Origin of the sequence: Blautia sp. AF19-1, from assembly GCF_003479155.1 — a bacterium.
Classification (GTDB): Bacteria; Bacillota; Clostridia; order Lachnospirales; family Lachnospiraceae; genus Fusicatenibacter; species Fusicatenibacter saccharivorans.
On record NZ_QUGQ01000006.1, the window covers coordinates 97,245 to 118,774 of the forward strand.

The window sequence follows — 21,530 nt, forward strand, 5'->3', positions numbered from 1 at the left end:
GGATAACACATAAAAAAATCGTATGCTGTTGTGGAAAAAGCAACAGCATACGATTTTTTACTTTCCGGACAGGATTCTTTCCTGTTTACACGGCAATGATCTGTAGCAAGACTCTGGCGACCGCAGCGCAGTAAAAACGAGCGGAAACTACAGGAAAAAAACTGTTTTCAGGCGGCAGCCTTCTGTAGCTCTGCCATAATCTTAAATTCCCGCACGACCATAACGATGCTGACTGATGCGGCTGCAAGGTCTGCAATCGGTGCAGTGTACATCACGCCGTCAATGCCGAAGAGATACGGAAAAATCAGCAGCAGCGGAAGCAGGAAAATAATCTGTCTCGTCAGCGAAAGAAAAATACCCTTCTTCGGTGCTCCGATTGAGGTAAAGAAATTCGAGCTGACCGGCTGGATACCGTTCAGGAATGTGAAAAACAGGAAAATGCGGAAGTACCGCTCTGCAAAATGCAGGTACTCTTCTGAACCGGAACCAAAAATGCCGATAATCTGGCGCGGAAAGAACTGGAAGCAGAGGAAGGCGACAATGGAAATGGCAGTCGCCGCAAAAACTGCTTTTTTATAGGCGTCCTTCACGCGGTCATATTTCTGCGCACCGAAGTTGAAGCTGACAATCGGCTGAAGTCCCTGGGAAATGCCGATGACAAAGGAGAAGAACAGCATATTCACCTTTGAAATAATGCCGGCGCATGCAAGCGGAATGTCGCTTCCATAGACGGAATTGGAGCCGTAGTAGGTCAGTGTGTTGTTCATAACGATCTGAACAACCATCATTGCCACCTGATTGAATGCCGGAGTTGCACCAAGCGCAGCGATCCGTGCCCAGCAGGCCATGTTCGGCTTCAGATCGGAAAGAGAAAGCGGCAGCGTTTTAAAACCGCGCAGATAGAGGACAACAAGCGCGAACGATAAAATCTGTCCGGTGATTGTGGCGAGCGCTGCACCTGCCATGCCCATGTGGAAAACGAAGATGAACAGCGGGTCGAGAATCGTGTTGACGATCGCGCCGACCAGGTTGCACAGCATGGAAAATTTCGGACTGCCATCCGCGCGGATCAGGTTGGAGCCGCCGATTGTGACGATCAGAAACGGGAAGCCGATGGAGGTGATTCTGGTGTAAGTACAGGCGTAATCAATGACGTCCGGTGTTGCACCAAAGAGAAGCATCATCGGGCGCAGAAAAAGCTGAACGGCAACGCAGAGAATCACACCGAGGATTGCCAGCATGGAGATGGCACTTCCAACATAAGATTTCGCGTGCTCCGGCTCTCGTCTGCCCATGCAGAGATTGAAGTTTGCAGCACCGCCGATGCCGCAGAGCAGACCGATGGATGTGCAGACCATGCTGAGTGGGAACGCTACGTTGGTCGCTGCGTTTCCGAGCACGCCGATGCTGTGACCGATAAAGAGCTGGTCTACCATGTTATAGAGGGCGCTGACGAGCATCGCGATGACGCTCGGAATCGCAAAACGCCGCAAAAGAGAGCTGACCGGTTCCGAGCCGAGAGGATTTTCGGAAGGTTTCATAGAGGGTATCTCCTTTCAAATGAGGTAAAAGTTCATCGTTTGTATCGGGTGAAAATTCCCGGAAAAACTCCGAGACTATATAGTATACCATAGAAAGAAAACAGAAAACAAGAGGGTGACCGCTATTTTCAGGAAGTGTAACAGAATCGTAGCAGAACTCTCTGCATTTTTAAAAAAGAGATTGACAAAAATGAAATATTAACCTATATTGTAACAAGGTTAACAATTCAAAGACAGAAAGAATTGCATACAAGAACCTACGAGGAGGACTTACATTCATGAAAAAATCAAAACTTACAACAAAACAGATTGTACTGACCGGCATGATGACGGCAGTGCTTGCGGTACTGTCCATTGTGACGATTCCGCTTCCGACCGGCGTTCCGGTGACGCTGCAGACCTTTGCAATGGCATTTTGCGGCTACGTGCTTGGCTGGAAATTGGGAGGTGCATCGTCCGCTCTTTATCTGATCCTCGGCGCGATCGGCGTTCCGGTTTATGCCGGCATGAGCGGTGGCTTCGGCGCTCTTCTCGGACCGGCCGGCGGCTTTATTTTCGGATTTATTCCGATGGCAATGCTCTGCGGTGCCGGAATTAAAAAAGGCTTCCCGGGCAAACCATTCGTTCTTGGAATCGCAGGTCTTGCGGTATGTCACGCATTCGGTGTGGTACAGTTTTCCATTGTAACAGGAAACACGATCCCGGCTTCGTTCCTTGCAGTTTCCGTTCCGTACATCGTAAAAGATGTGATTTCCGTTGTAGTAGCTGAAATTCTCGGTGTAGCCGTTCGAAAAGCACTGTCAGCAGCTCATGTAATGAACTACGGAACCGCAGCATAATCACAGAGCGTTTCTGAAAAACCAAAAGATAAAAACAAGAGACAGGCATCCTGACAATCTGCCAGGTGTCTGTCTTTTTCTGTTTTGTCAAGCGGATATTCGCAATCCGCTTCGCTACTTGCCTGATTCGGTTAAAGTATTCCGCAGCAGCAGCGGTTATTTGAAAACGTGCAAAATGCATTTCATACAGTTTCAAAATTTTAATGAATTCCTAAGAAAGAGGCAAGAAGGCGTTAAGGGAGATATGGTAGGATAGAAAGCAGGAAAGAACAACAAAGGGGTTTGAAACCATGAGAAAAAGAACACGAAAACACCGGGGAACAGCGGGAAAAATGGTTGGAGGTTTTCTGGCATTTTTCTGCCTGATCCTGCTGACGGCCGGAATGTTCTGGGCAATCCAGGGATATGTTTCCTATCAGAAGGCAGTGAAGGAAAAGCCGCTCGCGCAGGCGGTAGAGGAAATCAGAAGCGAAGCACAGTGGGTTCCCCTGAAACAGGTGCCGGAGCTGTACAAAAAAGCGGTGCTTGCTGTCGAGGATCACCGGTATTACACACATCACGGGATAGACTGGATCAGCATGGCGCGCGCGGTTGTACATGACATCCGCGTGATGAAACCGGAGCAGGGAGGCAGTACTATCACACAGCAGCTGGTAAAAAACATGTATTACGATCAGAATAAGACACTTGCCAGAAAAGCGGCAGAGGCGTGGACAGCACTCTATGTGGAACGACAGCTCTCCAAGGAAGAAATTCTGGAGCTGTACATCAACACTATTTATTTCGGGGATGGCTATTACGGACTCAAAGAAGCATCGCGTGGTTATTTCGGAAAAGAGCCGCAGGATCTGACCGACAGCGAAGCCGTTCTCCTCGCCGGAATCCCGAATGCACCGTCCGCCTACGCGCCGTCGCGCCACGCGGATCTGGCGCTGCAGCGGGAAAAGCAGGTGCTGGCGGCAATGGTAAAATATGGATACCTGGAACAAAGTGAGACGGACAGCCTGCTGTGGGATGCGGCAGCCGATCCGGTTCTGGCACGATAGAAAGAAAAGTGAGGAAAAAAGAATGGGAAAACTGATCAGACTGGGGGCAACAGCGCTGTCCATGATTGGAATTTTGGTGATGATTCTCTGTGTGCAGGCGGCGATTTTATTTGTGAGGCTGTGCATCCGAAGAAAGCAGAAAAAAATTGAGCTGAAATAAGAGAAAGAAAAATGTGAGCAGAATTGCCGGAAGAAAAACGGTGATTCTGCTCGCGTTTTTTTCTGTGAGCAATCCGATTGCGTTTCCGCCGGGAAAAAGGTATAATGAAAAACAGGTAAAAAAATGGTAAAACAGACAGCTTTTGAGGAAAAATAAATGGAACAGAAAGACCGCGCAGAACGGATTTTAAAACAGATTCCCTATGAGATCGTGTATTCCGCCCGCAAAACGCTCGCCGTCCAGGTCAAAGCGGATGGAAGCGTGGTGGTGCGCGCACCGAAACGGATGGCAAAATACAAAATCGAAGCATTCTTAAAAGAAAAACAGGATTGGATTCACACACACCGGGAAAAAGCGTTGGCGGCCGCAGAGCAGAAAGCAGCGAACCGTCTGACGGAAGCAGAACGAAAAGCGGCGGTTAAACGTGCGGCGCAGATGCTGGCGGAAAAGACGGCACATTTTGCAAAAGAGATGGGCGTAACGTATGGCAGAATCACAATTCGTGAGCAGAAAACCCGCTGGGGCAGCTGCAGCAGCGCCGGAAACCTGAACTACAACTGGAAACTGGTGCTGATGCCGGAGCGCGTGATGGATTACGTCGTTATCCACGAGCTGGCGCACCAGAAAGAGATGAACCATTCCGCGCGGTTTTACGCGGTGGTGGCACAGCAGATGCCCGATTACAAAGTGTGGCAGAGCTGGCTGAAGGAGCATGGAAGAGAGTACTGAAAAAGAGAGGCAAAACAAATGATACTGACCGAAGAAAAAACATATATCATCAATGTGACGGAAGTCGATACCGACGCAGAGCTCGGTTTAAATAAGAAAGATATTATGATCAAATACACGAATCTGGAGCTGCTGCACGCGGTTCTTGCAAGCACGATGCCGTACGGCCGTCTGTCGGCGCGCTACCGCGGAAAACGGAAGGCGGAGCTGCAGTCACGGATTGCGATGGTGGAGAGTGTGCTCGAAACACGCGGCGACCAGCTGGTAAAAGCGGAGCAGATTATGTATCTCGACACGGCGGAGCGCAGTGCAATCTGTCATTATCTCGGCATCATCTACACGCGGCTGATTGCGCAGAAGCTGTACGGAATTGACTGTATGGTACCGCTGAACCTGATCGAGCAGCCGGGGGAGAAAAAATTTGTAAAATACAACGGTGCATACCGCCAGGATCTGATCGGATACGGAAAGCAGAACGCATGGAGCGTCTGGGAGCCGGTCGGCAGGAGCGAGAACAGCCAGGCGGCCTTTGGAAACGGATGCCGGGCGGCGTCGGAGATCGAGAAGATCAATGAAAATCCGCTGGCGAAGAGCGCGGCGTGCATGACGTATTACGAGAGAGGCTATCTGAATGCCGTTGTAAAAGAGCCGGAGCGGACCGGGGACGGGACACTTTGGTTTCCAGAGGAGAATTATTTCAAAGCATATTATCAGCCGCTTTTCGAGCTGTTTGCGGACGAACAGCTGGGTGAGCTGTACGGAAGCAGCGGCGGCTTTGAACTGGAGCTGACTCTGCCGTGGACGGAGGAAGGAAAACGCGGCTTCCGCCATCTGCAGATCGGAACGGATCAGGTGACGATTGCATTGATGCGGGAAGGGAAGTACGATCAGATCTTAAAGCGGATGGAAAACGTTTTGGATTTATCAAAAGAGCGCAGATTCTGCGGGAAAGACGGCATCTGGGTAGGCGCAGAGTAAATGTCATCGGAAGTGCCGAAGCTGCCGGGGATGATGGTACACAGATTCTGTGTGGGAAAAGCGAAAAAGAAAGGACAAGAGCAATGGCAAAAGAAATGGAAACTCTAAAGGACGAAGGGCTGCAGGGGAATGAAACGATAGAGGAAGCAATTCTGGGACTGCAAAAGGAGCCGACGCCGGAACTGCTGGCACATGTGCTGACGGTAATCCGCCGCAGAATGAAAGAGGGCGGACAGGCGATTCTTTCCGTGGAACCGCCATCCGGCGACGATCAGATCCGGATCGGAACGGTAAAGAGCGCAGACGGAAAAGTCTGGTGGGCCGCGTTTACGAGCTTTGATGAGGAATTAAAGGGCACCGGCAGCGTGAAATCTACGTTTCTCGTGAGCCTGGAACAGCTGATCCACATGGCATCCGAAACAAAGGAGATCAGCGGTGTGATTTTCAATCCGTGGAACCGCACGATCATGCTGGATCATACGCTGCTTTCGATTATCATCGGGGAAGAGAATGCGGGGCACTGAATTGCCGAAAGGAAAAAAGCAAGCACAGAAAGACTCCGAGGGTACATTATTATTTTAAGGAGGTTTTACATCATGGAGGGTTTTCAGGTAACAGAAATCGGGGAAAAAATTTACTGTATTTTGGACGCAGGAAATTCATCGTTCTATGTAGTAGAAGGTGAAGAAAAAGCGGCTGTCATTGATACCGGCATTACGGCAGGCACAAAGATTCTGCCGGTGATCCGTGAGCTGACGGACAAGCCGCTTCTGCTGGTCATCACGCATGCGCATCCGGATCACATGTATCACATGGATGAGTTTGATGAGGTGTACATGTGCCACGATGAAAAGAAGATGGATCCAGAGACGCTTGTGATGCTGACAGCGGGAAAATTAAAACCGTGGGAGGAGATTCATGACATCCGTACCGATTCCGTGATTCCGCTCGGCGGCACAGAGCTGGCCGTCTGTCAGACACCGGGCCATACGCCGGGCAGCGTCGTTGTGCTGGAGACGAAACAGAATTACCTGTTCACCGGAGATGCGATCGGAAGCGGCTGCGGTGTCTGGATGCAGGTGCCGGGCGGAACGAGCCTGGAAGAGTATTACGACGGGCTGGTCGGACTGATGGTGTGGCTTGTGAAGAGGGGCGGCCGCATGAAATTCTTCGGCGGTCATCACACGCAGGTGTTTGAATCGACGGCGCATCCGGTTTACAATCCGCTCAGCCTCGGTGTTCTCGCAGATCTCATCGACCTTGTGGATCAGGTGATCCACGGCGAAAACCTAGGACGGCCAAGCAATGCGAAGCCGTTTTCGAAAGAACAGGTCCGCTACGCGTCGTACGGCCGCGCAGAAATGCAGTACTGTGCATCGCGGATTCACCGAAAATAAGCGCGTGAAATCTTAAAACTTCCATAAGAAGAAAGGTTTTTGCCCGCGGCGGCTTGACAAAATAAAAAAACGCGATTATGATAAATGCAGTTTCTATTCCAACAGAAAAAGAAAAGGTTATGAGAAAGAGGAGTACATGGCAGACCCCAAAAGAGAGGACGGTTCACCGGCTGAAAGGCTGTCCGGGAAGGTGGTCATGGAAGGTAGCTTCTGAACCGGAGAGCTGAAAAGCACAGAAGATGTGATGACTAGGTTCTCACGCATGAGTCACGTTACAGACTCCGAAACGAGATACAAATTAAGGTGGTACCGCGGAATTTTCGCCCTTTGCATGCATGTTATGTGTATGTGAAGGGCGTTTTTGATTTAAGACAAGCCTCTGCGGGAATAAATACCACAATACACCAAACATAAAAGGAGGATCTCATGAGCAAAGAACTCGCAAAGACCTACGATCCGAAAGGACTCGAGGACAGACTGTATCAGAAATGGCTGGATAAAGGATATTTCCACGCCACTGTAAACCCGAACAAAAAACCGTTTACCATTATGATGCCGCCTCCGAACGTAACCGGACAGCTTCACATGGGCCATGCACTCGACAACACCATGCAGGATATTCTCTGCCGTTTCAAACGGATGGAGGGATATGAAGTCCTCTGGCAGCCGGGAACCGACCATGCGGCGATTGCAACCGAGGTAAAGGTTACCAATATGCTCAAAGAGCAGGGCATCGACAAAGATGAAATCGGACGCGAAAAATTCCTGGAGCACTGCTGGGAGTGGAAGAAAGAGTACGGCGGACGCATCAACAGCCAGTTAAGAAAGATCGGCTCCTCCGCAGACTGGGAGAGAGAACGCTTCACCATGGACGAGGGATGCTCCAAAGCCGTAGAAGAAGTATTCTGCCGTCTGTATGAAAAAGGATGGATCTACAAAGGAAGCCGCATCATCAACTGGTGCCCGGTATGCCAGACTTCCATCTCCGATGCAGAGGTTGAATATCAGGAGCAGGCAGGCCACTTCTGGCACATCAACTACCCGGTAGTTGGAGAAGAAGGCCGCTTCGTAGAAATCGCAACGACCCGTCCGGAGACTCTGCTCGGCGATACTGCCGTAGCTGTCAATCCGGAGGATGAAAGATACACCGATATTGTAGGAAAAATGCTGAAACTGCCGCTGACCGACCGTGAAATCCCGGTTATCGCAGATGCTTACGTAGACAAAGAGTTCGGAACCGGATGCGTAAAAATCACACCGGCACACGACCCGAACGATTTTGAGGTAGGAAAACGCCACAACCTCGAAGAGATCAACATCTTAAACGATGACGGAACCATGAACAACAAGTGCGGCAAATACGCCGGCATGGACCGCTACGAGGCAAGAAAAGCCATGGTAGAGGATCTCGAGAAGCTTGGCCTTCTGGTAAAGGTTCAGGATCACGTTCATAACGTAGGAACTCACGACAGATGTAAGACAACCGTAGAGCCGATGATCAAACCGCAGTGGTTTGTAAAAATGGCAGATATGGCAAAAGCTGCCAGCGAAGCAGAGAAGAACGGGGAAGTAAACTTCATCCCGGATCGTTTCAGCAAGATTTATCAGAACTGGCTGAACAATATCCACGACTGGTGTATTTCCCGTCAGCTCTGGTGGGGTCATCGTATCCCGGCCTATACCTGTGATGACTGTGGCGAGATCACGGTTGTAAGAGGCGGAATGCCGGAAAAATGCCCGAAATGCGGCAGCACCCATCTCACTCAGGACCCGGATACCCTGGACACCTGGTTCAGTTCTGCTCTGTGGCCGTTCTCCACGTTAGGATGGCCGGAGAAAACACCGGAATTTGATTACTTCTATCCGACCGACGTACTCGTAACCGGATACGACATCATCTTCTTCTGGGTTATCCGTATGGTATTCTCCGCACTGGAGCAGACCAAACAGGTTCCGTTCCACCACGTACTGATCCACGGACTCGTTCGTGATTCCCAGGGACGCAAGATGAGTAAATCCCTCGGAAACGGTATCGATCCGCTCGAAGTCATTGACAAATACGGTGCAGATGCTCTCCGTCTGACTTTGATGACCGGTAATGCACCTGGAAACGATATGCGTTTCTACTGGGAGCGTGTAGAAGCCAGCCGTAACTTCGCAAACAAAGTATGGAACGCTTCCAGGTTCATCATGATGAACCTGGAAAAAGCAGAAGTTCCGTCTGAAATGCCAAAAGACAAACTGACACTGGCAGATAAATGGATTCTTTCTAAGGTAAACACGCTGGCAACGGAAGTAACGGACAACATGGACCGCTACGAGCTCGGTATCGCCGTACAGAAGGTTTACGACTTTATCTGGGAGGAGTTCTGCGACTGGTACATCGAGATGGTAAAACCGCGTCTGTACAGCGAGACCGACGAGACGAAGGGCGCTGCACTGTGGACCTTAAAAACCGTTCTTGGCAATGCATTAAAGCTGCTGCATCCGTTTATGCCGTTCATCACAGAGGAAATCTACTGCACACTGAATCCGGACGAGGATTCCATCATGATCGCCGCATGGCCGAAAGAGACCGAAGACTTTGCATACGCAGAGGATGAGGCAGCCGTTGAGATGATGAAAGAGGCGGTAAGAAGCATCCGTGGTGTCCGCACCAGTATGAACGTACCGCCGTCAAAGAAAGCAAGCGTATTCGTTGTAACGGAAGATGCTGCTGTACAGGAAACCTTCAAAAACGGTGCTGTATTCTTCGGAACTCTGGCAGGAGCAAGCGAAGTTCACGTACAGGCAGACAAAGCCGGCATCGCAGACGATGCGGTATCCGCAGTGATCCCGCAGGCAACGATCTACATTCCGTTTGCCGAGCTGGTTGACCTGGAAAAAGAGATCGCCCGCCTTACGAAAGAGGAAGAGCGTCTGACAAAAGAGATCGCACGTTCCAACGGCATGCTTGGCAACCCGAACTTTATCAACAAAGCTCCGGAAGCAAAAGTTCAGGCAGAGAAAGAAAAACTGGCGAACTATCAGCAGATGATGGAGCAGGTTCAGACAAGATTGGAGCAGCTGAAAAAATAAATGAAAAAAGGAAAAAAACTGCATGGAAACAAGGAAACCGTAGTGAAAGTCTGCAACTGGCTCTCTTTGCCGCTGCAGGCCCTGGGATGCTGTATTCTGTATCTGGTGATTGAAGCATTTTCCCGCCATTCGCTGGCATCTGCATGGAGCTACATGGTGGAAAGCCCATGGGTCTTTTTGTACAATGCATTTTTGATCTTCACTACTTTTATGGTAGTTTATCTGTTCCGCAGACGTGTGCTGGTACGGCTGGTGATGAGCTGTTTCTGGCTGCTGCTCGGCATCATTAACGGTGTGATTCTGGCAAACCGCGTCACGCCGTTTACCGGACCGGACTTGCGGAATTTAAGTGACGGCGCAAAGGTCGTGACGAAGTATCTGTCGAAAGGTACCATGATCCTCGTCGTAGCAGCCCTTGTGGCATTATTGGCATTTTTTGTATGGGTCTGGATCAAAGGACCGAAATTTCAGGGGAAAATCCGCTGGTATCTGAATGTGCCGTTAATTGCTCTGGTAATTGTACTCTTTACGGGAGCAACGAATCTGGCGCTTGCAAAGCGTGTGCTTTCCAGCTATTTCGTCAACATCGCATTTGCCTACCAGGATTACGGCTATCCGTACTGTCTGGCAGTCACCCTGTTTGATACGGGAATTTCAGAGCCGAACGGCTATTCCGAACAGCTCGTGAAACAGATTGAGACGAGTGAAGGCGAACAAAAAGAGGATGATACGGTAAAACCGAATATTATCTTTTTGCAGCTGGAGTCCTTTTTCGATCCGGAGCTGGTTAATTTCCTCAACATTTCCGAGGATCCGATCCCGTATTACCGGCAGCTGATGAAGGATTATTCTTCCGGTTATCTCCGCGTGCCGGTGGTGGGAGCCGGAACAGCAAACACAGAGTTTGAAACTATTTCCGGCATGAGCCTCCGGTATTTCGGAGCGGGTGAGTATCCGTACAAATCGGTGCTTTCAGAGGAGACCTGTGAGAGTGCGCCGTATGTTTTAAAGAATCTTGGCTATGCGACCCATGCGATCCACAACAATGAAGCAAACTTCTATTCCAGAAGAAGTGTATTCTCACGTCTTGGTTTTGATACCTTTACCTCGGAGGAATATATGCCGGATATCTCGGATGTGACGGCGACAGGATGGGTAAAAGACCATATTCTGACAAAAGAGATCATAAAAACGCTCGATGCGACAGACGAACCGGATTATATCTATACGATTTCGGTACAGGGCCACGGTGATTATCCGACAGAGCCGGTGCTTGACGATCCGGAGATTACAGTGACAGGCGCGGAAGACCGGGAAAAAAATAATTATTCCTGGGAATATTATGTAAATCAGATTCATGAGATGGACATATTTGTCAAAGAGCTGACGACAAAGCTTGCGGATTATCCGGAGCCGGTGGTACTTGTGATGTACGGGGACCATCTGCCAACGATGGGACTGAAAGTAGAAGATCTGGAGAACCGCTATCTGTATCAGACCGAATACGTAATCTGGGATAATATGGGACTGAAAAGAAAACAGGAAAACATTGCTTCCTACCAGATTGCAGCAGAGGTTATGAACCGTGTGGGAATTCATGACGGAACCATTTTCCGGTATCATCAGACGAGACGGAATACGAAGAATTATCAGGTGGATCTCGAGGTGCTGCAGTATGATATGCTGTATGGAAAACGGTACGTTTACGGAGAAGACGGAGAGACACCGTATGAGCGTGTGAAGCTGCAGATGGGTGCTCTGCCGGTAACACTGGAACGAATTGAAAAATCCGGAGAAGATACCTGGTATTTTTACGGAGAAAACTTTACGGCATCGAGCCGTGTGGAAGTCAACGAGGAGATACAGGATACCGTTTATGTCAGCCCGTCGATTCTGATGGTGCATAGTCTGACCCTGGAAGACGGTGATCAGATTACAATCGCGCAGCAGAGCAACAGCTCGACGAAGAAGGTGCTGACAAGGACAGAGCCGATGATGTATGAAGAGCCAAAAACGGTATCTACACCGACGCCGACGCCGAACCCGGACAGCACGAAAACAGATGTGACGCAGGAAAATGCCAATACGAGCACTGCGCCGCAGGATGAACTGACGGCAGCGCCGTCCGGTGCGCCGGAGGGCGAAGGCGACAAGATTGAGCCGTCAAAAACAGAAAACAGCGATAAACCGGCCGAAGACGGCGGTCTGCAGAATTAAAAAGAGTGTCCGAAAGATCATACAGTGGGGCGGATTTTGACGTCCCACTGTATCTTTTTACGGGGAAAGTCGAAAAGTCGGGACAAAATTTTGAAAATTGCTATGGACATATCCGGTCACTCGATTATAATGATACTAGGGTTTGAAAGCAGCCCTAAAATACTGAAGAATGGTGAAATAAAGTGAATTATACAGAAGCAGTTGATTATATCGAAACAATACCGAAATTTACGGTGAAGCATCCGCCGGAACATACGAGGGAGCTTCTTTCGCGCCTTGGGAATCCGCAGGAAGGGATCAAAATTATCCATGTGGCGGGCACGAACGGAAAGGGAAGCGTCTGCGCGTACTTGAATGCGATGCTGCTTGCAGGCGGCAAAAAGACAGGACTTTTTACCTCCCCGCACCTTGTACGCATCAACGAGCGGTTCCAGATCAACGGGGAAGATGTGTCGGATGAGCAGTTTCTCGACGCATTTCTCAAAGTGGAAAAAGCAGCCAAAGAATACGAGGCGGAGGGCGAAGGCCATCCGAGCTATTTTGAGACGCTGTTCCTGATGGGAATGCTGATTTTCAAAGAAGCCGGCGTGGAATACCTGGTCATGGAGACCGGCCTTGGCGGACGGCTGGATGCGACAAATGTGGTCGAAAAGCCGCTGGCATGCATCATCACGTCCATCAGCCGCGACCACACCGAGTATCTCGGCGATACCCTCGAGGCGATTGCGGGAGAGAAAGCCGGCATCATCAAAGCCGGTGTCCCGGTAATCTACGACGCCAGCCAGCCAGGTCCGGCTTCTGTCATTGCCGCAAAGGCGAAAGAGATGGGAAGCCCGGCATGGCCGATGGAGCCGTCGTTCTATGAGATGAAAACACAGAGCCGCGAGGGCATCACCTTTACCTTTGCATACCCAGGCGGCGAAAAAGCAGAGCTTGCGATTCCGTACGTGGCAAAATACCAGATGATGAATGCAAGCCTTGCGTTCTACACGATGCATATTCTGCAGGACGTGCACGACATTCCTAAGAACGTGCTTGCGGAAGGCCTTTCGAAGATCAAATGGCCGTGCCGTATGGAAATGGCTGCGCCGGGCGTCATCATCGACGGCGCGCACAACGAGGACGGCATTGCACAGTTTGTCAGCACGGCAGGCTATTTTGCGAAAGAAAACGAGATCACGATTCTGTTCACGGCAGTTGCAGACAAGCACTATCATGAGATGATCGGTGAAATCTGCGAGGGCATCCATCCGTCCCATGTTGTTGCAACGCAGATCGACGGAAGCCGCGTCGTACCGGCGGAAGTGCTTGCAGAGGACTTCAGAAAAGCAGGATGCACGGATGTCTGCGCGGAACCGGAGATCGGGGCAGCGTATGAGAAGGCACTGGGCAAAAAGGGCAGCGGCATGCTGTTCTGCGTGGGTTCTCTGTATCTGGCGGGCGAACTGAAAGCATATCTTGCAAAGCGGAATGGTTAGCGAATACAGGAAGGAATTTTTTGTTTATGTTAAATTACGAAGAAGAACTGAAGAAGTTTAAACCGTGTCTCGATGTGGACGAGGTGGAGGATGCGATTTACAGCCGTGATCTGACGGATGTGATCGACATTTTGAAAGAAATGATGAAAAACGACAAGCCGGAACAGGAAAACGAGACAGAAGCGGAAAAGGAAGAGTAAGGTGCCGGAATGAACTGTATGAATTGTAAATCGGTTGTGGACGTCGGAATGGAGATCTGTCCCAACTGTGGTTTTAACCTGAGAGTACAGAGAAAATGTTTTTCTCTTTCGAATATGTACTACAATCTGGGCCTCGACAAGGCAGAGATCCGGGATCTTTCCGGAGCGATCGATATGCTGCGGCGGAGTCTGAAGTTTAACAAATACAACATCCATGCGCGGAACTTGTTAGGCCTTGTCTATTTTGAGACGGGTGAAGCGGTTGCGGCGTTAAGTGAGTGGATCATCAGCAAGAATATTATGCCGGAGAATAATGTGGCGACGGAGTATATTGCGACGCTGCAGGCGGAGCAGGCGAAGCTGGATATGATCAATCAGACGATCAAGAAATACAACAGTGCGCTGAAATGCTGCCGCGAGAACAATGAGGATGTGGCTGCAATCCAGCTGCGCAAGATTCTGAACCAGAATCCGAAGCTGATCAAGGGATATCATCTGCTGGCGCTGATTTATATTCACAAGGGTGAGTATGAGAAAGCGCGGAAGATTCTGAAAAAGGCGGCGAAAATTGACAAGACAAATTCGACGACGCTGCGTTTCCTGAAGGAGGTTGACTTCCAGACGGGTACGCAGACATCGCTGGAGCCGAGGCGGTTCGGACGCAGGGAGCGGACGGAAGAGCAGCGGGAGGACGAAAGAGAGCGGGTAGTAAGCGGCGATACGGTGATTATTCCGCCGACGTTCCGCGAGACATCGACGGCGGCTACCATGCTGAATATCGGCATTGGACTGATGCTCGGCGCACTGGTTGTGTGGTTTCTCGTCGGGCCGGCGAATACGCAGAGAATTAACCGCCAGGCGGATGAAAAGGTTGTGGAATACAGCGGAAAAATGGCGAGCCAGGAGGCGCAGCTGAATCAGCTTCAGAGCCAGGTGGATTCCCTGAACGAAACGACGGCATCTGCCCAGCAGCAGATCCAGACGGCACAGGACACGGTGGCTTCGTATGAAAACCTTTTGAAAGCAGTGGAAGCGCAGCAGCAGGGCAATACAAGCAATGCAACCAATGCACTGACGGAGGTCAACCCGGAGGCCCTCTCTGTAGATGCAAGAGCCGTTTACGATACGATCTACAAGAGCATGCAGTCGACGATGTTCCAGGAACTCTCAGATTCTGGCGTCAGTGCGTTTGATGATTCGAATTACACGGAGGCGATTGATAAGCTTTCGAAGGCTAAGAATATCAACGACAGTGACTATACGGTGCTTAACTATCTGGCGCATGCGTATCGGCTGAGTGGGGATACCGATAATGCGATTTCGGTGTTCCAGGAGATCATCGATAAGTTCCCGGGAACCCAGAAGGCTACTAAGGCCGAGCAGCAGATTGAGGCGCTGGGGGGGACTGTGAAGACGGAGGAATAGTGAGGACGGATGCCCGCGGGGCAGAATGCCGCAGGAGATGCGGCGCTGTTTCGTCGGGCTGATACCACTGACTACGCGGAGGGTGCGTGGGACGAAGGGCAAAAAAGTATAAAAGTGAGAAGATAAAACACAAAAGATGAAATTCGCTTTACGGCGAAAAATCTTTTGTGTTTTTTATTTTATGACAGGAAAAGGGGAGGATGGGAAATGGATAATCGTGTTTGGGTGAAGGATGCGGTGATGACGATTCGGCTTCCGGAAGAGGTGGATCATTTTGTGGCTGACCGGCTTCGGGAGGAGGCGGGGGAGATTTTGGTGGAGAGGAATGTGAGGGAGGTGGTGTTTGATTTTCGGAAGACGGTGTTTATGGACAGTTCGGGGATTGGACTGGTGATGGGGAGGTTTCGGGAGATGGAGCTGATTGGCGGGAAGGTGAGAGCGGTGCATGTGGGAGAGCGGATGCGGAGGATTCTGGTGATGTCGGGGGTGACGCGGGTGATTGAGGTGGAAGAGGAGAAGACGTGGAAGTAGGTTTTGGACGGGGAGTGGGCAGAAAGGGGAATGGGATGATGCGAGAAAGGATGAAAACAGAAGAGAAGATGCGGTGGAATACGATGACGCTGGAATTTGAGAGCCGTCCCTGCAATGAGAGTTTTGCGCGGGTGTCTGCGGCGGCGTTTCTGGCGCAGCTGAATCCGACGGTGGAGGAAGTGGCGGATGTCAAGACGGCGATTTCGGAGGCGGTTACGAATGCGATGATTCACGGATACCGGCAGGAAAAAGGGAAAATTCAGATGAAGTGTGTGCTGGATCTGGAGGAGAAGGTGTTTCAGGTGACGGTAAAAGATACCGGCGTCGGGATCGAAAATGTGGAGAAGGCGATGGAGCCGATGTTTACGACCTGCCCGGAGCTGGAGCGGTCGGGGATGGGGTTTTCGTTTATGGAGGCGTTTATGGATGAGCTGGAAGTAAGGTCGCATCCGGGATGGGGGACGGAAGTGGTGATGAAACGGAAAATCGGTGTGCATCCGGAAATGTAAGGGCCGGATCGGAAGTCATAGGAGTCAGAATGCATGGAACATACGCTTGCCCTGATCGAAAAGGCACACGAAGGGGATAAAGCGGCAAGGGATACACTGGCAGAGGAAAATATGGGACTGGTCTGGAGCATGGTGAGGCGGTTTGCAAACCGCGGGGTGGAGATGGAGGATCTGTGCCAGATCGGGAGCATTGGGCTGTTGAAGGCGATTGATAAATTTGATCCTTCGTTTGAAGTCTGTTTTTCGACGTATGCGGTTCCGATGATTGCGGGGGAGATCCGGCGGTTTCTGCGGTCGGAGGGGATGGTGAAGGTGAGCCGCCCGATCCGGGAACTGGCGTGGAAAGCGTATGCGGTGCGGGAGCGGCTGGAGCGGGAGAACGGGCGCGATCCGACGCTGGCGGAGATAGCGGGGGAGCTTGATGTTACCGTGGAGGAAATCGTGGAGGCGATGGAGTCCGGCGCGGAGGTGGAATCGCTGCAGAAGACCATCTATCAGGGGGAAAACCACGATATTTCTCTGATGGACCGCATTCCGGAAAAAGAGAACGGGCAGGAAAAGCTGCTGAACCGGATTTTCTTGGAAGAGCTGTTGGGACGACTGCCCGCGAAGGAGCGGCAGCTCATCTACATGCGCTATTTTCAGGACATGACGCAGGCGCAGATCGCCGGAAAACTGGGGATTTCGCAGGTGCAGGTGTCGCGGATGGAAAAGAAGATTCTGCGGCAGATGCGGATGGAAAAGGTCTGACAAAAATACAAATCCGGCGGAAGGGCGCTTTTCTTGGGAAAGGCAGAGAAAAGCGCCTGAAACCCGGGCGGATAAAGGAAGAAAAGAAAGGCGAAGCGGGGAAAGGCGGCAGAAAGTTTAAAAATATTCACTGGAATATCGGAGGAAGGTGTGCTACAATGAGCGAAATACGAAGAAAGGCAGGTGGAAGAACATGGATTATCTGACAGAAAATGTGGCGGTCAATCTGAAACGGATCCGGCAGTCGAAAGGGATGAGTCTCGACCATGTCTCAGAGCAGACCGGGGTCAGCAAGAGTATGCTCTCGCAGATCGAAAAGGGAACGGCGAACCCGTCGCTTGGCGTGCTTGGGAAGATTACGAGCGGCCTGCGGATTGAATTTCAGGAGCTGATTGCAACGCCGCTGGTGGATAGTTATCTTGTGACACCGGAGGATCTGGTTCCGACGAAAGAGCTGGAGGGGCAGTACACTGTGTGGACGTGCTTTCCGTATGAGGACACGCGGCTTGTGGAAATCTACCGCATCGACATCGAACCGGGCGGAACGTATGTGAGCGGCGGCCACGGAGAGAAAACAAGAGAGTACCTGGTGGTGACAGACGGCGTGATGACAGTGGAGTGCAATGGAAAAGAGCATGAGATCCACCTGAAGCAGGCATTCCGTTTCGAGACAGACCAGACCCACATCTACCGCAACAGAGGGACGGAGAAGACGAGCTGCATGTGTTTCTTTCTCGACTATCACTAAAAGCCGCAGAATAACAGGCTTTCTTTTTTTGAATGAACTGTTCAATATAATGGACAAAAATTCGCTGGAACATCAGAATAAAAAACAACGGATATGAAAAAAATACGGCGGAAGACGAAAAAGCATCAAAAAAGAATAGAAAAATCGGGCATTAAAGAAAAAACAAAAATAAAAAACTTTTTAAAAAAAGTAATTGACAAATATAGGGAGTGGTGCTATTGTATGGTTGTACAAAATAATAAACGAAAAACAAAGCAAAGACGCTTACCAACGAGTAGTCTTTGCTTTTTTGTTTTTTATTTAAAAAATCTTTTCAACGCTATGGGAGGATAACACTATGAGATTAAAAGACACAGGATTAACGGTTCAGGACATCAAAGACAAAGTAAACAAGTACATGATCGAGACCTACGAGCGTTTCGATTTCCTTGCAGAAACCGCAGAGGGGATGTACATGTACGACGAAAACGGAACGCCGTATCTTGACTTTTACGCAGGCATCGCCGTAAACAACGCTGGAAACAGAAACCCGAAAGTTGTTGCTGCAGCAAAAGAGCAGCTCGACGATATCATGCATACCTTCAACTATCCATACACCATCCCGCAGGCACTGCTTGCTGAGAAAGTCTGCGAGACCATCGGCATGGACAAGATCTTCTATCAGAACTCCGGTACCGAGGCGAACGAGGCCATGATCAAAATGGCAAGAAAGTACGGCATCGAGAAATACGGCCCGAACCGTTACCACATCGTAACCGCAAAGATGGGCTTCCATGGAAGAACCTTCGGTGCCATGTCTGCAACCGGTCAGCCGGGCAACGGATGCCAGGTTGGATTCGGACCGATGACCTACGGATTCTCCTACGCACCGTACAATGATCTGCAGGCCTTCAAAGATGCATGTACCGAAAACACCATCGCCATCATGGTTGAGCCGGTACAGGGCGAAGGCGGTGTTCATCCGGCAACGAAAGAGTTCATGCAGGGACTCCGGACGTTCTGTGATGAGAACGACATGCTGCTTCTGATTGATGAAGTACAGACCGGCTGGTGCAGAACCGGTGCGGTAATGTCTTACATGAACTACGGCATCAAACCGGATATCGTATCCATGGCAAAAGGTCTTGGCGGCGGAATGCCGATTGGCGCAATCTGCGCAACAGCTGAAGTAGCAAAAGCCTTTACCCCGGGATCTCACGGAACTACCTTCGGCGGCCATCCAGTCAGCTGTGCAGCAGCACTGGCAGAAGTCAACGAACTGATTGACCGCGACCTTGCCGGAAATGCAAAGAAAGTCGGTGATTACTTCGCAGAAAAATTAGCAAAACTGCCGCATGTCAAAGAAGTCAGACATCAGGGACTGCTGGTCGGCGTAGAGTTTGATGATACCATCAGCGGCGTAGAAGTCAAACATGGCTGCCTTGACCGCCATCTGCTGATCACCGCCATCGGAGCGCACATCATTCGTCTGATCCCTCCGCTTATCGTAACCGAGGAGGACTGCGACAAGGCAGTTGCTATCATCGAAGAAACCGTAAAAGCTCTGGAAAAATAAAGAATTCTTATAGAAACAAAGAAAATCTCATAGCGTGAAAAGAACAGGACAAGGACGTCAAAAAGCAAAGAACCATGCTTCGCCCCTGTCCTGTTTTTCTTTTCATTCTGTGAATCGGAAACAACAGGTAAAACAGAGAAATTAAATGTGAGAGGAAAACGGTATGGGACATCTGGTTATCACAATCGGCTGCGAGTACGGAGCCAAAGGAAATGCCATCGGCAGGAAAATTGCGGAGGATCTCGGAATTAAGTTCTACGACCGCGAGCTGGTGGATCAGATTATTGAAGAAGTCGGAATTCCGAAAGACATCATGAACCGTGTAGAAGAGGGCGGTACGATTGCCGGAAAAGGAGCCGAGGGCGATGTCCGTGGATCCTTCTCTAAATATGCGGACCTGACCGAGCGTGCGATTCATGTACAGAAGCAGATCATCCGGAAACTGGCAGAAAAAGAAGCCTGCGTCATCATCGGACGATCCGCGGATTACATCTTAAAGGACAGCAAAGATATCAAGCTCCTCCGGGCTTTTATCTATGCACCGGATGAGATCCGCATTCAGAATATCATGAAGAGCCACAGCCTTTCCGAGAGCGATGCAAAAATTCTGCTGCTCGAGAAGGACAAACGGTATCACAAGCGTCATCTGGCGCTGACCGGCAGCAATCGCGGAGACCGGCACAACCGAGACATTCTGATCAACAGTGCATTCCTTGGTGTGGAGGGCACAGCGGAATATCTCGAGGAACTGATTCAGAAGAAATACGGAAGCGGGGAGGAATAAGCCATGGAACAGAAAAAATCAGAATTTGACAAAGTATTAGGTGCATGGGATATTCTCGTCATCGCTTTCGGAGCCATGATCGGCTGGGGCTGGGTCGTATCCTCAGGAAGCTGGATTCAGAAAGGCGGCGTTGTCGGAGCTTCAATTGCGTTTGCGATCGGCGGTGTCATGATCTTTTTCATCGGACTGACTTACGCAGAACTGACTGCAGCGATGCCGCAGTGCGGCGGCGAGCACGTCTTCAGCTACAAGGCGATGGGCCCGAACGGTTCGTTCATCTGTACCTGGGCGATTATTTTAGGATACGTCAGTGTTACGTGTTTCGAGGCGTGCGCCTTCCCAACCATCATCACATATCTGTGGCCGGGATTCCTGAAAGGCTATATGTACAGCGTGGCAGGATTTGATATCTATGCTTCCTGGGTAGCCGTAGCCGTTATTGTAGCGTTCCTCATTACACTGATCAATGTACTGGGCGCAAAAACAGCAGCCGTTCTGCAGACGGTCCTTACCTGTATCATCGGCGGCGCTGGTATCCTTCTGATTGTGGCATCCGTGATCAACGGAGATTCCAGCAATCTGCAGGGACAGATGTTCGTCGGCGAGAGCACCGGAACGATGTTCCAGAACATCATCAAAGTTGCTGTTGTTACCCCGTTCTTCTTCATCGGCTTTGACGTTATCCCGCAGGCAGCAGAGGAAATCAACGTTCCGTTAAAGAAAATCGGTAAAATGATGATTCTCTCCGTTGTACTCGCTGTTGTTTTCTATTCCTGTGTTATCCTGGCTGTCGGCTATGTGCTGAACCCGTCCGAAATCCTGAGCTCGGAAGCAGGAACCGGACTTGTCACAGCAGATGCGATGGCGAAAGCGTTCGGTACAGCGGTTATGGCAAAAGTCATCATCGTCGGCGGTATGTGCGGTATCATCACATCCTGGAACTCCTTTATGATCGGCGGTTCCCGTGCTCTGTACTCTATGGCTGAATCCTACATGATTCCGCCGATGTTCGCAAAGCTTCATCCGCAGCACAAAACTCCGATCAACGCCCTGTTCCTGATCGGCGCGCTGACTATGCTGGCTCCGTTTGCAGGACGAGGCATGATGGTGTGGATCTGTGATGCAGGTAACTTTGGATGCTGTCTTGCCTACTGTATGGTATCTCTTTCTTTCCTGATCCTGCGGAAGAAAGAGCCGGATATGCCGCGTCCGTACCGTGTTCCGGCATACAAATTTGTTGGAACGATGGCAGTTCTGATGTCCGGATGCATGGTGCTTGTTTACTGCATTCCTGGTTCCGGCGGAACACTGGTATGGCAGGAGTGGCTGATGGTAGGCGGCTGGAGCCTCCTCGGTGTTGTATTCTTTGCAGTCTGCAAGTTCAAATATAAAGAGAAGTTCGGCAGCCTGATCGAGCTGATCTCCGACGAGGACGCAGCGTCCCTGATGCCGGAGGCAGACGATGCGGAACTCGACGTTGTTATCGATGCAGCAATCGACCGTGTTCTTGCCAAAATGGCTGGCTGAAGCTGAGATAGGATAAAACAAAGCGTGTCGGAAAGAAA

The 21,530-nt window shown here is 50.5% G+C and carries 20 protein-coding genes; 19 read left to right on the forward strand and 1 reads right to left on the reverse strand.

Going from position 1 to position 21,530, the window contains the following annotated elements:
• Positions 1 to 167: 167 nt before the first annotated feature.
• A complete protein-coding gene (locus tag DWX26_RS05620; protein WP_118601043.1) occupies positions 168 to 1,541 on the reverse strand; it encodes an MATE family efflux transporter in 1,374 nt (457 codons plus the stop codon).
• A 278-nt stretch (positions 1,542 to 1,819) separates the two neighbouring features.
• On the opposite strand from DWX26_RS05620, the gene DWX26_RS05625 reads away from it, so the two are divergent.
• From DWX26_RS05625 to DWX26_RS05710, 19 genes are all read left to right on the forward strand, one after another.
• The gene (locus tag DWX26_RS05625) at positions 1,820 to 2,380 is read left to right on the forward strand and encodes a biotin transporter BioY (RefSeq protein ID WP_022461328.1); all 561 of its coding nucleotides are present in this window, start codon (positions 1,820 to 1,822) and stop codon (positions 2,378 to 2,380) included.
• Between the two features lie 290 nt (positions 2,381 to 2,670).
• Positions 2,671 to 3,426: a transglycosylase domain-containing protein gene (locus DWX26_RS05630; RefSeq protein WP_330415228.1), complete on the forward strand. Its 756-nt coding sequence runs from the start codon at positions 2,671 to 2,673 to the stop codon at positions 3,424 to 3,426.
• A gap of 22 nt (positions 3,427 to 3,448) precedes the next feature.
• The gene (locus DWX26_RS16720) at positions 3,449 to 3,586 is read left to right on the forward strand and encodes a hypothetical protein (protein ID WP_156327580.1); all 138 of its coding nucleotides are present in this window, start codon (positions 3,449 to 3,451) and stop codon (positions 3,584 to 3,586) included.
• Positions 3,587 to 3,742: 156 nt separating this feature from the next.
• The gene (locus DWX26_RS05635) at positions 3,743 to 4,315 is read left to right on the forward strand and encodes a M48 family metallopeptidase (RefSeq protein WP_118601044.1); all 573 of its coding nucleotides are present in this window, start codon (positions 3,743 to 3,745) and stop codon (positions 4,313 to 4,315) included.
• A gap of 18 nt (positions 4,316 to 4,333) precedes the next feature.
• Entirely contained in the window at positions 4,334 to 5,293 is a 960-nt protein-coding gene (locus tag DWX26_RS05640; protein ID WP_118601045.1) for a hypothetical protein, read from the forward strand.
• Between the two features lie 83 nt (positions 5,294 to 5,376).
• Positions 5,377 to 5,817: an SseB family protein gene (locus DWX26_RS05645; protein WP_243030551.1), complete on the forward strand. Its 441-nt coding sequence runs from the start codon at positions 5,377 to 5,379 to the stop codon at positions 5,815 to 5,817.
• Between the two features lie 72 nt (positions 5,818 to 5,889).
• A complete protein-coding gene (locus DWX26_RS05650; protein ID WP_055220012.1) occupies positions 5,890 to 6,690 on the forward strand; it encodes an MBL fold metallo-hydrolase in 801 nt (266 codons plus the stop codon).
• 426 nt (positions 6,691 to 7,116) lie between these two features.
• Entirely contained in the window at positions 7,117 to 9,768 is a 2,652-nt protein-coding gene (locus DWX26_RS05655; protein ID WP_055266296.1) for a valine--tRNA ligase, read from the forward strand.
• A complete protein-coding gene (locus DWX26_RS05660) occupies positions 9,769 to 11,985 on the forward strand; it encodes an LTA synthase family protein (RefSeq protein ID WP_117802353.1) in 2,217 nt (738 codons plus the stop codon). It begins immediately after the preceding gene.
• A gap of 182 nt (positions 11,986 to 12,167) precedes the next feature.
• Entirely contained in the window at positions 12,168 to 13,463 is a 1,296-nt protein-coding gene (locus tag DWX26_RS05665) for a bifunctional folylpolyglutamate synthase/dihydrofolate synthase (protein WP_055228045.1), read from the forward strand.
• A gap of 26 nt (positions 13,464 to 13,489) precedes the next feature.
• On the forward strand, positions 13,490 to 13,663 hold the full coding sequence (locus DWX26_RS16855; RefSeq protein ID WP_022461761.1) for a hypothetical protein: 174 nt from the start codon (positions 13,490 to 13,492) through the stop codon (positions 13,661 to 13,663).
• A 9-nt stretch (positions 13,664 to 13,672) separates the two neighbouring features.
• Positions 13,673 to 15,088 (forward strand): tetratricopeptide repeat protein, encoded by a 1,416-nt coding sequence (locus tag DWX26_RS05670; protein WP_118601046.1) that lies wholly within the window; start codon positions 13,673 to 13,675, stop codon positions 15,086 to 15,088.
• A gap of 207 nt (positions 15,089 to 15,295) precedes the next feature.
• Entirely contained in the window at positions 15,296 to 15,619 is a 324-nt protein-coding gene (locus tag DWX26_RS05675; RefSeq protein ID WP_022461763.1) for an anti-sigma factor antagonist, read from the forward strand.
• A 38-nt stretch (positions 15,620 to 15,657) separates the two neighbouring features.
• Positions 15,658 to 16,128, forward strand: a complete 471-nt coding sequence (gene spoIIAB, locus DWX26_RS05680) for an anti-sigma F factor (protein WP_270423031.1) — start codon at positions 15,658 to 15,660, stop codon at positions 16,126 to 16,128.
• Positions 16,129 to 16,161: 33 nt separating this feature from the next.
• On the forward strand, positions 16,162 to 16,878 hold the full coding sequence (locus tag DWX26_RS05685; protein ID WP_055220004.1) for a SigB/SigF/SigG family RNA polymerase sigma factor: 717 nt from the start codon (positions 16,162 to 16,164) through the stop codon (positions 16,876 to 16,878).
• Between the two features lie 193 nt (positions 16,879 to 17,071).
• Positions 17,072 to 17,626: a helix-turn-helix domain-containing protein gene (locus DWX26_RS05690; RefSeq protein ID WP_118601047.1), complete on the forward strand. Its 555-nt coding sequence runs from the start codon at positions 17,072 to 17,074 to the stop codon at positions 17,624 to 17,626.
• 337 nt (positions 17,627 to 17,963) lie between these two features.
• Positions 17,964 to 19,181 (forward strand): aspartate aminotransferase family protein, encoded by a 1,218-nt coding sequence (locus DWX26_RS05700; protein ID WP_118601049.1) that lies wholly within the window; start codon positions 17,964 to 17,966, stop codon positions 19,179 to 19,181.
• A 163-nt stretch (positions 19,182 to 19,344) separates the two neighbouring features.
• Complete coding sequence (locus DWX26_RS05705) at positions 19,345 to 19,965, forward strand: cytidylate kinase-like family protein (RefSeq protein WP_055219997.1); 621 nt, start codon at positions 19,345 to 19,347, stop codon at positions 19,963 to 19,965.
• Between the two features lie 3 nt (positions 19,966 to 19,968).
• Positions 19,969 to 21,492 carry an APC family permease gene (locus DWX26_RS05710; RefSeq protein ID WP_055219995.1) on the forward strand — a complete coding sequence of 508 codons (1,524 nt, stop codon included), beginning with the start codon at positions 19,969 to 19,971 and terminating at the stop codon, positions 21,490 to 21,492.
• The last annotated feature ends 38 nt before the right edge of the window (positions 21,493 to 21,530 follow it).